Raw genomic sequence first — 14686 nt, 5'->3', positions numbered from 1 at the left:
CGGACCATTCTGGATTGAGTGCCCTTGCGTCAACTTCAACTGCTTGAGGATTGGTGCGTAAAGGGCACGCTCACAGCCATTTTATCCGCTTCATTGTTTCCTGCCGCCCGCCGCTTTGTTAACGTTTCGTTAATAATTATAAATTGAAGCAGGCATACAGGCAGATGAAAACGGGCTTTCGTGGCACGTTTGTTGTTTCCTGGTCGCAAACCGAGATTGACGGCCTCCCGGCCGCACCGGTGGACGCTCTGGATGTGGGGGCGGCTTGGTCCTGGCATGGCGATGCTGTGCGGGTGGACGGGCCGGCGGGGCTTTTGCGGCTGGATATGGCAAACGGCGAGGCAGAGTTGCGGCGCCGGGCTGCGCGGTCGGTGCGCAGGCTGGTGGGGGCTGCGGTGCAGAACCGCACCGACGTGGACGCGGTGGAAGTCGATGAGCCGCTGATGGACAGCAGCTTTGTCGTGACCAACGGCGTGCAAAGCTACACCGTCACCCTGATCGAGGTCGGCCCGGACCAGCGTCCGCTGCTGATGTTCGTGGACGAATTGCCGCCGCGCGGCACCGACCTGTGGGTTGTGCATCATTCTCTGGGCACCATTTGCGCCGAACGGCCTCAGGGAGAAAGCGGGGTGATCTGCTTCACGCCTGGCACGGTCATCGCGACGCCAAGCGGCCCGAAACGGGTCGAGCAGCTGCGCGAAGGCGAAAAGGTCCAGACCCGTGACAACGGCGCCCAGGAGATCCTCTGGATCGGCTCCCGCCGGATCAGCGGCGCGCGGCTCTTTGTCATGCCGCGGCTTCGGCCGATCCGCATTCACGCCGGCGCGCTGGGCATAGACCGGCCGGAACAGGAGCTTCTGGTCTCGCCGGATCATCGTATGCTGTTGCGCGGCGACCGGGTGCGGGCGCTGTTCAACACGCCTGAAGTGCTGGTGGCAGCAAGCGATCTGGTCAATGGCGGCACCATCCAGCCGGACGCCTCGGTGCGTGAGGTCACCTATATTCACCTCATGCTGGCCGATCACCAGGTGCTCTGGGCCAACGGGGTGGAGACCGAGAGCTTCCACCCGTCCAATGCGTCGCTCACCGCGCTCAGTGATTCAGACCGGGCGCGCCTGTTCCGCCTGCAGCCGCAGCTGGAGCGCAACCCGCTGTCATACGGCGCCTATGCCCGCCGCAATCTGAGCGCATCGGAAGCCGCGATTCTGGGGCATGAAGCAGCCTGAGGGCTTTACGCATCAGGGCCGGGGCGCTATCCGGGGCGCGGATCCGGCTGCCGTCTGCAGATTTCCAGGCAAATTGGCAGTCGCCGTGTTGACTCTGCCCCGTCCCCCTATATAAGCGCGGCTTCATTGGTGTTGGTGGCCCCCGCAAGGGGATCCCTGTCATGCCGCAAGGCAAGAGGACAACGCCCTTCGAAACCATAAACGAAGGAGATCAGCCGTGACCAAACGCACGTCTGCCAAGTACAAAATCGACCGCCGCATGGGCGAAAACATCTGGGGCCGCCCGAAGTCCCCGGTCAACCGCCGCGACTACGGCCCGGGCCAGCACGGCCAGCGCCGCAAGGGCAAGCTGTCCGACTTCGGCATCCAGCTGCGCGCCAAGCAGAAGCTCAAGGGCTACTACGGCGACCTGACCGAAAAGCAGTTCCGCCGCATCTACGGCGAAGCCGAGCGCGTCAAGGGCGACACCGGTGAAAACCTGATCGGCCTGCTCGAGCGCCGCCTGGACGCCGTCGTCTACCGCGCCAAGTTCGTGCCGACCGTCTTTGCGGCCCGCCAGTTCGTCAACCACGGCCACGTCCTGGTGAACGGCAAGCGCGTCAACATCCCCTCCTACCGCGTCAAAGAAGGCGACGTGATCGAGGTCCGCGACAAGTCCAAGCAGATGGTTGCCGTTCTGGAAGCCGTTCAGCTGGCAGAGCGCGATGTGCCGGATTACATCGAAGCCGACCACTCCAAGATGACCGCAACCTTCGTGCGCACCCCGTCGCTGGGCGACGTGCCGTACCCGGTTGTGATGGAACCGAACCTGGTCGTCGAATTCTACGCCAAGAACTAAGCCTGCTGCCCCCGGGGCAACTGGCGGAAGGGCTGTCCATTGGGCAGCCCTTTTCCTTTGGCGTATCCCCGTGCCGGGGCAGGCGGTGCAAAAGCTGTGGTCCGGCAGGGCCATTGGTACTATCCTGATCCAAAACGACAGGGAGTGACCAATGAAGATCTTGATGAAAGCAGCGGCCGCCGCCGCGCTCACGGTTCTGGCGGCGGCAGCCGGTGCCGCGCCGCTGAAACTCACACCTGCAAATCCGCAGCCCTCCGGCCTCAAGCCCGGCCTGGCGGTGGTCTACGCCTATCCGCAGGACGTGAAGTCTCTGGCGGAAGCCTCCTCGGCGCTGAAAATCGGCAGCGAGCCGGGCCGTCCGATTGCCGGCCTGGACAACCGCGATACCGAGGAGGGGCAGAACACGCTGACCGCCAAGCGGCCGATGCATGTGGCGGCGCGCATCACCGGCTATGTGAAACTGGACACGCCGGGCATCCACAACATCGATTTTCTGACCAACGACGGCCTGCTGGCCAAGATCGGCGGCCAGGTGGTGGGGGAATTTGACGGCCGCCAGTCCTGCGACAGCACCATCGTGACCCAGGTCGAGGTGCCTTCGGCCGGCTGGTACCCGGTCGATATCCTTTATTTCCAGCGCCTTGGCACCGCCTGCCTGCATATGCGCATGGGGCCGGACGGCAAGCGCCCGAAATGGATGAAAAACAGCGCCTTCGGGCACTGACAGCCGTAACCGCAGGGCAGGGGGCCGCCCCCTGCCTTTGCCCTCACAGGGGCAGCGGCCGCCCTTCGGCGATGGCCTCCATTGCGAAGTAAGAGGTCACGCTGTCCAGCTCGACGCCTGAAATCAGCCGCTGATAGACCCTGTCGTAGCTGGCCATGTCCTCGGTCACCACTTTCAGCTGATAGTCGTAGTCGCCGCCGATGCGGTGGAAATCCACCACCTCGGGAATGGTCAGCACATGGCGGCGGAATTTCTGTAGCCAGTCCGCCGAATGATGCCGGGTCCGCAGCAGCACGAACACCACCAGATCCAGCCCCAGCTGCTTGCGGTCCAGCCGCGCTGTGGAGCCCTTCAGCAGCCCGCTGTCGTTCAGCGCTTTCAGCCGCCGCCAGCAGGCGTTCTGCGACAGTCCCACCTGGTCCGCCAGCTCCCGCTGCGACAGGCTGGCGTCCCTTTGCAGAGCGCGCAGAATGGCGCGGTCAATCTTGTCTGCATTTTTGCTCATTGGACGATCATATGACACAAAAATTTAGGAATCCACTCAGTAAATGATTAAGTTTCTGCGCCAAGAGCCGTTCATTATGCTTCCACAGAATTCGGAGACGCGACATGACCCTGGCAGCATTCAAACAAACAATCCGGCAAGCGGCACAGGACGGAACCCTGGGCCGCAGCGTGATCGGCGACGGGGTGATGATCCCCGGCCTCGATGGCGAGGTGCCGCTGGTCTATGCCGACTACGTCGCCTCCGGCCGGGCGCTGCGCCAGGTGGAGGACTTCGTGGCAGGCCAGGTGCTGCCCTTCTACGCCAATTCCCATACCGAGGCCTCCTACTGCGGCATGCAGATGACCCGCCTGCGCCGCGAGGCGCGCAGCGAGATCGCCCGCATCACCGGCGCCACGGCGGAGGATGCGGTGATCTTCACCGGATCGGGCGCTACCGCGGGCCTCAACCGGCTGGTCAGCCTGTTCGGTGTCAATGAGGCTGTCCGTCCGGTTGTCTTTATCGGTCCCTATGAGCATCACTCCAACATCCTGCCTTGGCGCGAGAGCAAGGCGGAAGTGGTGGAGATCCCCGAAGCGGAGGAGGGCGGCCCGGACCTGGCGGCGCTGGAAATGGCGCTCCAGCAGCATGCGGACAGCGATCTGAAAATCGGCAGCTTCTCAGCCGCCTCCAATGTGACCGGCATCGTGACCGGTCCCGACCCGGTCAGCCGCCTGCTTCGCGAATATGGTGCGCTGGCCGTCTGGGACTATGCCGGCGGCGGCCCCTATCTGCCGGTCGACATGGGCGGCAACGGGGCTGCGCGCAAGGACGCCGTTGTGGTATCCCCTCACAAGTTCCCGGGCGGTCCCGGCGCTTCCGGCGTGCTGATCGTCAACACCGCCGCCGTGCGCCGCCGCTGCCCCTCCTGGCCCGGCGGCGGCACCGTCAGCTTTGTCTCCCCCTGGCGGCATGAATACAGCTGCGACCTCGCCGCCCGCGAAGAGGCCGGCACCCCCAACGTGATCGGCGACATCCGCGCCGCCCTGGCGTTTCTGGTCAAGGAGGCGGTGGACCAGACGCAAATCGAGGTCCGCGAGGCGAAGTTCGCGCAGATGGCCTGGGACGGCTGGTCCGCCAACCCGCGGCTGCGCATACTTGGCCACCGCACGGCGCACCGGCTGCCGATCTTCTCCTTCCTGGTCTCCGACGGCACGGGCAACCCAGTGCATCAGCAGCTGTTCACCCGCATGCTGAGCGACGTTTACGGCATCCAGGCCCGCGGCGGCTGCGCCTGCGCCGGACCCTACGCGCACCGCCTGCTGGGCATCAGCCGGCCGGAATCGGAAACCCTGTTTGCGGACCTGCAGGCCGGCGAGGAAATGAAGAAGCCGGGCTGGGTGCGGCTCAATTTCTCCTACCTGATGGAGGAGGAGACCGCGCAATACATCATCGATTGCGTCAATGAGCTGTCGGTGAAGGCGGAGGAGATTGCGGCGCGGTATGACGCCGACCCCGTGACTGCGCGGTTCAAGGCTCAGGCGGCCTGAACTCAGTCTGAAAGGGTGCTTTCCCGCGCCGGGGAAGCACCTCACATGCTTGTGATATGTAGGCACCGGCCCCTGCCATTAAAAGGGGGAAAGTCTATTCCAAATCCCCGCGACGGCGCTGGCATTGGTGTGGCAGGCTTGAACCAGTAGTTAATTGGTTGGAGCAAAGTTATGGGCCTCAAGCTTTCTGCCCCTGTTGGTGACAAGAAACGCATCACCAAACCGGACCCCAAGACCGGCGAAAGCAAATTCAAACCGGTCAAGAACGCCCCCGCGGATGTCGAACTGGTCCGCCTGATGCTCAAGGCAAACGGCTATTCCGTCGAGATCAGCACCAAATGCGATGCCGGACTGATCAGCACCATCCGCGATTTCCAGAAAAAGAAGCTGGGGTTCAGGAAACCCGACGGTATTGTCGACCCGGGTATGCGGACCTGGAACGCAGGCCTGCCCAAGCTGGCCGCCCAGGTGTCCGCCGACGCCAAGATCGAACGGGTCGAAGTCGTTGAGAACGGCAAGACAAAACTGATCACCGTGGCCGAATTCGAATCCGGGCAGGAGGAGCTGCGGCGCAAGCTCCTGGCCAAGGCCGAAATGATGTACGGCCAGGCCGAAGCCTGGGTGGATTTCTGCAATGACGTTGAAAAGACCCGTCAGGGCAACGAGACCTTTATGAATGCGCTGACGGAATTCGCCGTCAGCATGGTCAACGACAAGACCGACCCGCCCTGGACCGCGATCCTGAACGCGCGCTCCGAGGCGAGCCTGTTGAAGACCCTGACCAGCAAGAAGAAGCCGGACTGGAAAAAGGTCTACAAGCAGGACGTCAAGGCGACCAAGGCCTATAACAAGGGCGGCAAGGCCTTCAAGAAATTCATCGACCAGCGCATCAGCACCGCCGGCGCCATCATCTGGAAGCTGGAAGTGGTGCGCGAGGTCTCCTTTGCCGTGGTCGAAACCTATATGACCGCACGTTTGGTGGCGACCAAGGGCATGTCGCCCGCGAAGGCCCACGCCATCGCCGCCGCCAGCACCGAGGCGCTGAAATCGAGTGCCGGCCAGCTGGGCGAGCATCTGGCCGGCAATGAGGTGAAATGGGATGACGCGGCCAAGAAAGTGTTCATCGACAGCTTTATCGCCGGGCTGGCAGGGGCTGCTGGCGGCAAGCTGACGTCCAAACTGTCCGCAGGGCTTGCCGACGATCTGGCCAAGGCCGCGGCTTCCAAGCTGTCGCGCGAGATGCCGAAGAAGGCGGTCAAGGTCTTCTTCGAGAAGTTCCTGAAGTCCAAGGCCGGGGAGGCCATGGTGACCGAGGCGCTGAAGGAGACCATTGGCCTGGCAAAGCCGCTGATCGAAAAAGGCCGCCCGCCCAATTCCAAGGAAATCAAGGAATCCGTTGCCAAGATCCTGACCGCAGGCATCATGTCTGCCGGCGCAGGCAAGGCGCTGGAGAAATTCTCCTCCGGTTTCACTTCCGGCGCGGAGAGTTTCCTCAAGACCAAGCTGGCGCCAGCCGCGATGGAAGGCGCGGTCAAGAAGGACCTGATCGCCAAATACGGCACCAAGGCCACCGAGGATTTCATCAAGCTGCACGGCGATGCGGTCTATGGCGAGATCGCCAAGCAGATATCCGGCAAGACGCTCAGCAAATACGCGGGCGAGGCGCTGAACGGCGCCGACGGCTCGCAATCGGCTGCAACGATGCAAAAGCAGGCCAATGAAGCGATGCGCAAGGATATGGACCTGCGTAAGAAGATCCAGAAGATCATCATGGCCGAGGCTAAGCGCAACATGCCCAAGTCTGCATCCGCGCATTAACGCGGCCCTGCGGCTGGGGCAGGCTGCCGGCGGGGGCGGCAGCATGGGGGAAGCGTCATCTTGGTGCTTCCCCGCCAGCGATTGGGCCGTTATGACGGGTTGGAATTAAGGAGCCCGTATTATGACCCAACTCACACCGCAGCCCGGTATCATGGACATCGCTCTGTATCAGGGCGGGGCTGCCCATGTGAAAGGGGTGAGCAATGTTGTGAAGCTCTCCTCGAACGAGAACCCTTTCGGCCCCAGCCCGCGCGCCGTGCAGGCGATGCAGGAGGCGGCGGCCAATATGCACCGCTATCCCAGCTCGGACCACGGCGCTTTGCGGCAGGCGATCGGCGAGGTGCACGGACTCGAGCCGGAGCAGATCATCTGCGGCGCTGGCAGCGATGAGATCATCGCCTTCCTGTGCCAGGCCTATGCCGGCCCGGGCGACGAGGTGCTTTACACCGAACACGGTTTTGCCATGTACCGCATCAGCGCGCTGGCTGCCGGCGCCACCCCGGTGGAGGTGAAGGAGCGCGAGCGGGTCACCGATGTGGATGCGCTGCTGGCGGGCTGCACCGCCCGGACCAGGCTGGTGTTCATCGCCAACCCCAACAACCCCACCGGCACCATGATCAGCGAGGCCGAGGTGGCCCGCCTGGCCGATGGCTTGCCCGATGGTGCGCTGCTGGTGCTGGACGGCGCCTATGCGGAATACGTTGAGGGGTTTGATGCCGGTGCCGCGTTGATCCGGTCCCGCGATAACGTCTTCATGACCCGCACCTTCTCAAAGATCTACGGGCTGGGCGGCGCCCGGATCGGCTGGGGCTACGGCCCTAAGGAGATCATCAATGTGCTGAACCGGGTGCGCGGGCCGTTCAACGTCTCCAGCACCGCGCTGGCGGGGGCGGAGGCCTCGGTGCGGGATACGGACTATGTCGATCACTGCCGCGCCGAAAACGCCAAATGGCGCGCCTGGCTGGCCAATGCGCTGGCGGAACTCGGCGTGCCTTCGGATGTCTCCAGCACCAACTTCATCCTGGCCCGCTTCACCAGCCGGGCAGAAGCGGAGGCCTGCGACCTGTACCTGCAGGCGCAGGGGCTGATCGTGCGCGGGGTGGCGGGCTACAACCTGCCCACCGCACTGCGCATCACCATCGGCGACGAAGACTCCTGCCGCCGGGTGGCCGCAGCGGTGAAGGCCTTCAAAGAGGGCCAGGCATGAGCGGGCAAGTCTACGGCCGCGTCGCGCTGATCGGCCTGGGCCTGATCGCGTCCTCGATGTTCTGGGCGATGAAACGCGCCGGGCTGGCAGGCGAGGTCACCGGCTACGCCCGCAGCGCGGAAACCCGCGCCACCGCCCGCCGCATCGGGTTGTGCGACCGTGTCTGCGACAGCGCGCGCGAGGCGGTGCAGGACGCCGACCTGGTGGTGCTCTGCGTCCCCGTCGGCGCCATGGGGCCGGTGATGGAGGACATCGCGCCGGTTCTGAAAACCGGCGCCACGGTCTCCGACGTGGGCTCGGTGAAACGCCATGTGATCGAGGCGGTGCAGCCTCATCTTCCCGAGGGTGTGCATTTCGTGCCTGCCCACCCGCTGGCGGGCACCGAGCATTCCGGCCCCGAATCCGGCTTCGCCGAACTGTTTGACAACCGCTGGTCGCTGCTGGTGCCGGTCGAGGGCACCGATCCGGAGGCCACCGCCCGCCTGCGTGCGCTGTGGGAGGGGATGGGCGCCAACGTCGATGAGATGGACGCCGATCACCACGATCTGGTGCTGGCTGTCACCTCGCACACGCCGCACCTGATCGCCTACACTATGGTGGGTGTCGCCGACGACCTGCGCCGGGTGACCGACAGCGAGGTGATCAAGTACTCCGCCGCCGGTTTCCGCGACTTCACCCGCATCGCCGCCTCGGACCCCACCATGTGGCGCGATGTGTTCCTGACCAACAAGGACGCCACCCTGGAAATCCTCGGCCGCTTCACCGAGGAGCTCTTTGCCCTGCAGCGCGCCATCCGCACCGGCGACGGCGCGCATCTGCACGATTACTTCACCCGCACCCGTGCCATCCGGCGCAGCATCATCGAGGCGGGTCAGGATACCGATGCGCCGGATTTCGGCCGGGGGCAGAAGAAGTGAGCCGCGCGGGCGTTCTGCTGCTGGCCGCCATTGTTGGCAGCGCAGCTGCGGCTTCGGCCCTGGAAACCGCGCCGGAAGCGCCCCTGCACGCGGCGGCAGAGGCGGGGAGCGGGGCCGTTTGGGCGCCCGCATCCGGCATGCGGCCGGAAACCCGGCCCCAATCGGAGCAGCGTCTGGCAGCAGCAGCCCGGCCCGCGGACCTGCCGCTGCTGGCACCTGGCGAGTCCCTGCTGCCGTCGGGACGGCCCGACAGCCTTGCCGAACAGGTGCTGTTCAAACGCCGCCAGCTGCGCAAGGGCTCGGTCTGCGGCGACATCGGCATTCAGGGCGACAATGTCGGCCATGTTTCGGGCACGCTGCCCGGCTGCGGCGCCAAGGATGCGGTGCGGGTGCGCGAGATTGCCGGGGTGCGGCTCAGCCAGGCCTCCCTGATGACCTGCAACACCGCCCGCGCGCTCAAGACCTGGATCCGCCGCGAGGTCGAGACCGCTTTCGGGCGCCGCAACAAGGTGGTGTCCCTGCGCGTCGCGGCCCATTACACCTGCCGCACCCGCAACAACCGCCCCGGCGCCAGGATTTCGGAGCACGGCAAGGCGCGGGCCATCGACATCTCCGGCTTTACGCTCGCCAGCGGCGAGACCGTGTCGGTGCTGCGCGGCTGGCAGAACCGCAAGACCCGCAAAAAGCTGAAAAAGATCTGGCGCGCCGCCTGCGGCCCCTTCGGCACCGTGCTGGGACCGGAGTCCGACCGTTATCACAAGGACCACTTCCACCTCGACGTGGCCCGGCACCGCGGCGGCACCTATTGCCGCTGACGGCTGGCTCCCGCGCCTGAAAATGCCCTGACGGGCATATTACAGCCTTGGGCCGGGCGCGCTCCGCGCGCGGGGTTATTGCTGACAAGCGCTTCAGCGCAGGTCTTCGCTGAAGCGCGTTAAGTGTACTGGGGTTTGCCTGCAAAGGGTGAACGGCGCGCGCTGCACGGCCCTTGACAGGCGGGTTCCCCGGTCAGCGGATGATCAGCCGCGGCGCGTGGCCCAGCGGCAGCGGGCCGAGCGTGACATAGCCATCCGCAAAGCCCAGCGTGATATCGAGGTTGTTCGGGTTGCCGCTGGCCTCTGCCAGCAGCCCCAGCACCCGCTCCACCGTGCCGCGCAGGGAGGGCGGCAGCGCGCCGCTGCGCTCCGCCATAAGCACCAGGCCGCGCCAGTTCTCCGCCTGCAGCGCGATCTCGCCTGCCGGCAGGCCGGCTTCGTCCACCGTCAGCTTGCCCGCGGCCTTGAGCCTCAGATCCCCCCACCGGGCATCGGCCAGCTTCAGGTCGATCCGGCGCGGCTGCGGCCGCTTCTGTTCCAGCGCGGACCGGTCCCAGGGCGCGTCGAAGGCAACCGCCATCTCCAGCATCAGCGTGTCGAACCGTTCCGGCAGCGGCGCGCTGGCCGCCAGTAGCCGCCGCCAGGCGGCGCGCGGCGCGAATTCCCTTGCTCCGGCGCTGATCCGGTAGGTCTCGGGGGCCTCCGTTTGCTCCATGCGCAGGTCCAGCGCGGCACCGCTCAGCACCGCTTCTCCGTCCTTCGCGATCTGCCAGCGGTCCGCAACCAGTGCCATCTGCTGCAGCTCCAGCGCAGTTCCCGGCTTCAGGTGCAGGCTGGCCTGCAGCCCCTCTGTAGCGATCACCGCCGTCCGGTCGAAGTAGGAGAGCCTTTGCGGCGCGGCGGGGAAGTGAAGCTCCAGCTTCCCGGGCCAGGCGGCGGGGCTCGACAGCTCCAGCCAGTCCGCTCGCCAGGCGGTGCCGGTGCGGGGATCGGCCAAGGCAGGGCGGCTGATCCGCGTCAGGTGCCGCAGCGGATACCCCTGCGTTTCCAGCGCCGCGTACTCCGCCTGCCAGCCCCGGCTTTCCTGCGCCTCGAACCAGGCGGCGATGCCGTTCTTCAGACCCCAGGCCGCCGCCGCCCAGTAAAGGCTCCACACCAGGAGGGCGGCAATCAGCAGTTTTGCCAGGCGCATCGGATAGCCTCTTTTGTCCGGATCAGGATTGCTGTTTATAGGGAGGGCACGGAAAGGGCCAGATGACATGACCATGTGGGTATTCGGATACGGATCGCTTCTTTGGAACCCGGGCTTCCCGGTGGCCCGGCGCGAGGTGGCGGTGCTGCACGGCTATGCGCGCTCTTTCTGCATGTCCTCGATCCACCACCGCGGCAGCGAGGACAAGCCCGGCCTGGTGCTGGCGCTGGACGAAACGGACGGCGCCCATTGCAAAGGCATCGCGCTGGCGGTTGAAGCCGGCCACGAGGAGCAGACCCTCGCAGACCTGCGCGAGCGCGAGCTGATCTCCTCGGCCTACCTGGAGCGGGACCTGGCGGTGGAGCTGGGTGACGGTTCCAGCGTCACCGCCGTCACCTATGTGATCGATCCGAACCATGTGCAGTATTGCGGTGGTCTCAGCCTCGAGGAACAGGCCCAGATCATCGCCCGTGCGGTGGGCGGGCGCGGTCCCAACACCGAATACCTCTACAACACCGCCGAGCATCTCGCCGAGATCGGCCTGCACGACCGCGATCTCGACTGGCTGGCGGGAAGGGTGCGGGAAATCACCGCATAAAGCCTTGGCGCTTCTGACACTTTGCTTATAGGCTGCGAACGCAATACGAGCAGTCAAAAGTGTCAGGAGCCAAGCAATATGGCGCAGCCAGACCGCAAGACCCGGCCGCAGTTCTCCCAGCCGGTGCGGCAGATCATCATGATGCTGATCGCGCTGGGGCTTTCGGGCTTCGGCGCCTTCGTGGCGCTGCCGCGGGTGCTGCCGGTGTTTGAGGCCAACCCCTGGCTCAACGGCTTCATCGTACTGGTCTTCGTCATCGGTGTCCTGGCCTGTTTCTGGCAGGTGGTGCAGCTCATCGGCTCGGTGCGCTGGATCGAGCGCTTTGCCGCGGGCGACAATCAGGAGCACCGCCGCCCGCCCTCGATGCTGGCGCCGCTGGCCTCGCTTCTCGGCACGCGCAGCGCGCGCATGCAGCTGGGCTCGGCTTCGACCCGCTCGATCCTGGACTCGGTTGCCAGCCGCATCGACGAGGACCGGGAAATCACCCGCTACATTGTCAATCTGCTGATCTTCCTGGGCCTTCTGGGCACCTTCTATGGTCTCGCCACCACCGTTCCCGCCGTCGTCGACACCATCCGCAGCCTGGCCCCGCAGGAGGGCGAGGAGGGCCTGTCGGTCTTCAACCGCCTGATGACGGGGCTGGAGGCGCAGCTGGGCGGCATGGGCGTCGCCTTCGCCTCCTCGCTGCTGGGCCTGGCGGGTTCGCTGATCGTCGGCCTGCTGGAACTGTTCGCGGGCCACGGCCAGAACCGGTTCTACCGCGAGCTGGAGGAATGGCTCTCCTCGATCACCCGCGTCAGCTTCTCCTCGGGCGAGGACGGCGCCGGCGACAGCGGCGTGGTTTCCCAGGTGCTCGACACCATGGCCGAGCAGATGGACGCGCTGCAGGCCATGTTCGCCGAAACCTCCGAGGGCCGCGCGGCGGTGGACCGGAAACTGGGCGACCTGGTCGAAACCATCCAGGACATGAACCGCCGCCAGGAGCATACCGGCACCATCACCGCGGCGCTGGACCGGGTCGCGGTGGGGCAGGAGGCGCTGACCGAGATCCTGCGCGCCCAGGGCGAACAGGGCGGCATCGACGCCGAAAGCCGGATGCGGCTGCGCTCGATCGACGTGCAGATGCTGCGCATCCTCGAGGAAATCTCGGCCGGCCGCCAGGAAAGCCTCAGCGAGTTGCGCAAGGACATCGATCTGATGATCAAGGCTTTTGCCCGGCCGCGCGGCCTGTCGCGCGGCGGCCTGCCGGACCGGGACGCGGGGGCGTAAGCGATGGCCCTTTCCCGGCGCACAGGACAGCGGTTCCAGGCCTCGATCTGGCCCGGATTCGTCGATGCGATGACCGGGCTCCTGCTGGTGCTGATGTTCGTGCTGACCATCTTCATGGTGGTGCAGTTCGTGCTGCGCGAGACAATTACCGGCCAGGAAAGCCAGCTGGATGAACTGTCAGCCGAGGTCAGCGCGCTGGCCTCTGCCCTGGGGCTGGAGGAGCGCGAAAACCGGCGCCTGAACGCCCGGCTCGGGGCATTGGCCTCGACCCTGAACACTGCCGAAGAAGACCTGACCCAGGCGCGCAGCCTGATCTCCTCGCTCACGGCTGAGCGTGACCGCCAGGCTGGCGAGCTGGCAGAAGCCGCCAGCCGCATCACCGGTTTCGAGGCGCAAGTGGCCGCCCTGATTGCCAGCCGCGACGCCGCACAGGCGCGGGTTGCCGAGCTGAACACCGACCGTGAAAGCCTGGAAGCCGCCCGCGACGCCCTGCTGAGCGAGCAGGAGGCCCTGAACCTGGCACTAGCGCAGGCCCGCGGCGAGATCGACGCTCAGGCCGAGGCCGCCCGGCTGGCCGCGGCAGAGCGTGAGGCGATGGAGGCGCTGATTGCCAGCCGGGAAGCGGAGGAAGCCGCCAGGTCCGAGGAAATCGCCGGTCTGCAGGAGCAGCTGAGCGCCGAAGAGGCCGCCCGCCTGGTGGAGGCAGCGGCGGCGGAGGCCCTGCGGGCGAAACTGCAGTCGGCGGATGCCGAGCTGACCGCGATGACTCTGGCACTGGAAGCCCAGCGGCAGCAGGCGGAAGACACTCTCACCCTGCTGGCAGCAGCGGAGGCCGCGAAGAAACAGCTGGACGCGCAGCTTTCGGAACTGGAAGCCGCTCGCGCAGGCTCTGATGCGGAAGCCGGCCGGATGGCAGCCGAGCTGGCTGAGGCGAAGGCCGCCCTGGCTGCTGCAGAGACCCAAGCGGAAGACCTGGACGTGCTGCGCCAGCGCCTGCTGGCAGCCGTGACGGCGCAGGAGGCGGCAGAGGCAGCAGCCTCGGAGCGGCTGACCCAGGCGGAAGAGCGCGCGGCCCTTTTGGCGCAGGCGCGGGATGCCCTGTCGCAAGAAAGGGCCGTTTCCGAGGAAGCCCGCCGCGAAACAGCGCTCCTGAACCAGCAAGTGGCCGCTCTGCGCGAGCAGCTGGGGGGGCTGCAGGCGATTCTGGACGACTACCAGGCCCGCGACGCGGCGCAGCAGGTGCAGCTGCAGAACCTGGGGCAGGATCTGAACGCGGCGCTGGCCCGCGCCGCTTCGGAAGAGCGCAAGCGGCGGCTTCTGGAGGAGCAGGAGCGCAAGCGGCTGCAGGCCGAGGCGGAACGGCTTGCCAGCAAGGCGCAGGACCTGGAGCGCTACCGCTCCGAGTTCTTCGGGCGCCTGCGGGATCTCCTTGGCACTCAGGAAGGCGTGCGCATCCAGGGCGACCGGTTTGTGTTTGCCTCCGAAGTTCTGTTCCCGCCGGGCAGCGCCACGCTGTCGCCGGAAGGGCGGGTGGAGATCGCCAAGGTGGTGTCGATCCTGCAAAGCGTGGTGACGGCGATCCCGCCGGAGATCAACTGGATCATCCGGGTGGACGGGCATACCGACAGCACGCCGCTGGGGGCGCACCCGAAATTTGCCGACAACTGGGAGCTCAGCCAGGGGCGGGCGCTGTCAGTGGTGCGCTACATGGTCGAAGCGCTGGGAGTGCCGCCGTCGCGGCTGGCCGCCAACGGGTTCGGGGAATACCAGCCGGTGAACCCGGCGGACACGCCGGAGGCGCGCGCCCAGAACCGGCGGATCGAGCTGAAATTTACCGAGAAGTGAGCCAGACGGACGGCAGGCTGCGGCGGACCCGTTGAGCGGGAGATGACCCCTGCCACGGCCCGCGGGGTGCAACCCGCTTCACTAAAGGAGACAAGCTACTAGTTACACACGGGTTGCTGCCCCACCGGGCAGTAGGGCTGCCTTATAACCTATTGCGATTTACGGGGTTATCAAATCTGAAGCGGCTGACAGGGCCGGCACGG

The 14686-nt window shown here is 65.9% G+C and carries 13 protein-coding genes; 11 read left to right on the top strand and 2 right to left on the bottom strand.

What is annotated here, in order from left to right; translation table 11 throughout:
- Window positions 1–164: 164 nt before the first annotated feature.
- The 3 genes from KUV26_RS06765 (at window position 165) to KUV26_RS06755 (ending at window position 2788) form a co-directional block, all read left to right on the top strand.
- Window positions 165–1226 carry a Hint domain-containing protein gene (locus tag KUV26_RS06765; RefSeq protein ID WP_222507788.1) on the top strand — a complete coding sequence of 354 codons (1062 nt, stop codon included), beginning with the start codon at window positions 165–167 and terminating at the stop codon, window positions 1224–1226.
- A 217-nt stretch (window positions 1227–1443) separates the two neighbouring features.
- Window positions 1444–2064 (top strand): 30S ribosomal protein S4, encoded by a 621-nt coding sequence (gene rpsD / locus KUV26_RS06760; protein WP_174148137.1) that lies wholly within the window; start codon window positions 1444–1446, stop codon window positions 2062–2064.
- A 151-nt stretch (window positions 2065–2215) separates the two neighbouring features.
- Window positions 2216–2788: a PA14 domain-containing protein gene (locus KUV26_RS06755; protein ID WP_222504947.1), complete on the top strand. Its 573-nt coding sequence runs from the start codon at window positions 2216–2218 to the stop codon at window positions 2786–2788.
- 43 nt (window positions 2789–2831) lie between these two features.
- On the opposite strand, the gene KUV26_RS06750 is transcribed toward KUV26_RS06755, so the two are convergent.
- Complete coding sequence (locus KUV26_RS06750) at window positions 2832–3293, bottom strand: Lrp/AsnC family transcriptional regulator (RefSeq protein WP_222507787.1); 462 nt, start codon at window positions 3291–3293, stop codon at window positions 2832–2834.
- A 104-nt stretch (window positions 3294–3397) separates the two neighbouring features.
- Between KUV26_RS06750 and KUV26_RS06745 the strand changes: the two genes are divergently transcribed.
- From KUV26_RS06745 to KUV26_RS06725, 5 genes are all read left to right on the top strand, one after another.
- The gene (locus KUV26_RS06745) at window positions 3398–4822 is read left to right on the top strand and encodes an aminotransferase class V-fold PLP-dependent enzyme (RefSeq protein WP_222507786.1); all 1425 of its coding nucleotides are present in this window, start codon (window positions 3398–3400) and stop codon (window positions 4820–4822) included.
- A 171-nt stretch (window positions 4823–4993) separates the two neighbouring features.
- The gene (locus KUV26_RS06740; protein ID WP_222507785.1) at window positions 4994–6640 is read left to right on the top strand and encodes a peptidoglycan-binding protein; all 1647 of its coding nucleotides are present in this window, start codon (window positions 4994–4996) and stop codon (window positions 6638–6640) included.
- Window positions 6641–6761: 121 nt separating this feature from the next.
- The gene (gene hisC, locus KUV26_RS06735) at window positions 6762–7847 is read left to right on the top strand and encodes a histidinol-phosphate transaminase (RefSeq protein WP_222507784.1); all 1086 of its coding nucleotides are present in this window, start codon (window positions 6762–6764) and stop codon (window positions 7845–7847) included.
- Window positions 7844–8764, top strand: a complete 921-nt coding sequence (locus tag KUV26_RS06730; RefSeq protein ID WP_222507783.1) for a prephenate/arogenate dehydrogenase family protein — start codon at window positions 7844–7846, stop codon at window positions 8762–8764. The genes hisC and KUV26_RS06730 overlap by 4 nt, the downstream gene beginning before the upstream one ends.
- The gene (locus KUV26_RS06725; RefSeq protein WP_222507782.1) at window positions 8761–9579 is read left to right on the top strand and encodes an extensin family protein; all 819 of its coding nucleotides are present in this window, start codon (window positions 8761–8763) and stop codon (window positions 9577–9579) included. Before KUV26_RS06730 ends, KUV26_RS06725 begins: the two co-directional genes overlap by 4 nt.
- A 193-nt stretch (window positions 9580–9772) precedes the next feature.
- Here KUV26_RS06725 and KUV26_RS06720 read toward each other — a convergent pair whose 3' ends face one another.
- A complete protein-coding gene (locus KUV26_RS06720) occupies window positions 9773–10771 on the bottom strand; it encodes a DUF2125 domain-containing protein (protein ID WP_222507781.1) in 999 nt (332 codons plus the stop codon).
- A gap of 67 nt (window positions 10772–10838) precedes the next feature.
- Here KUV26_RS06720 and KUV26_RS06715 point away from each other — a divergent pair, with 67 nt between their 5' ends.
- From KUV26_RS06715 to KUV26_RS06705, 3 genes are all read left to right on the top strand, one after another.
- Window positions 10839–11369, top strand: coding sequence for a gamma-glutamylcyclotransferase (locus KUV26_RS06715; protein WP_222504939.1), 531 nt, complete (start codon window positions 10839–10841; stop codon window positions 11367–11369).
- 78 nt (window positions 11370–11447) lie between these two features.
- Window positions 11448–12638, top strand: a complete 1191-nt coding sequence (locus tag KUV26_RS06710; RefSeq protein ID WP_222507780.1) for a biopolymer transporter ExbB — start codon at window positions 11448–11450, stop codon at window positions 12636–12638.
- 3 nt (window positions 12639–12641) lie between these two features.
- Window positions 12642–14483, top strand: a complete 1842-nt coding sequence (locus KUV26_RS06705) for a peptidoglycan -binding protein (RefSeq protein WP_222507779.1) — start codon at window positions 12642–12644, stop codon at window positions 14481–14483.
- Window positions 14484–14686 lie beyond the last annotated feature (203 nt).

Origin of the sequence: Leisingera daeponensis (assembly GCF_019801465.1) — a bacterium.
In the GTDB taxonomy this organism is placed as follows: domain Bacteria; phylum Pseudomonadota; class Alphaproteobacteria; order Rhodobacterales; family Rhodobacteraceae; genus Leisingera; species Leisingera daeponensis_A.
The sequence above is the reverse complement of the archived record's forward strand: the minus strand, read 5'-3'. Positions and strand labels throughout refer to the sequence as shown.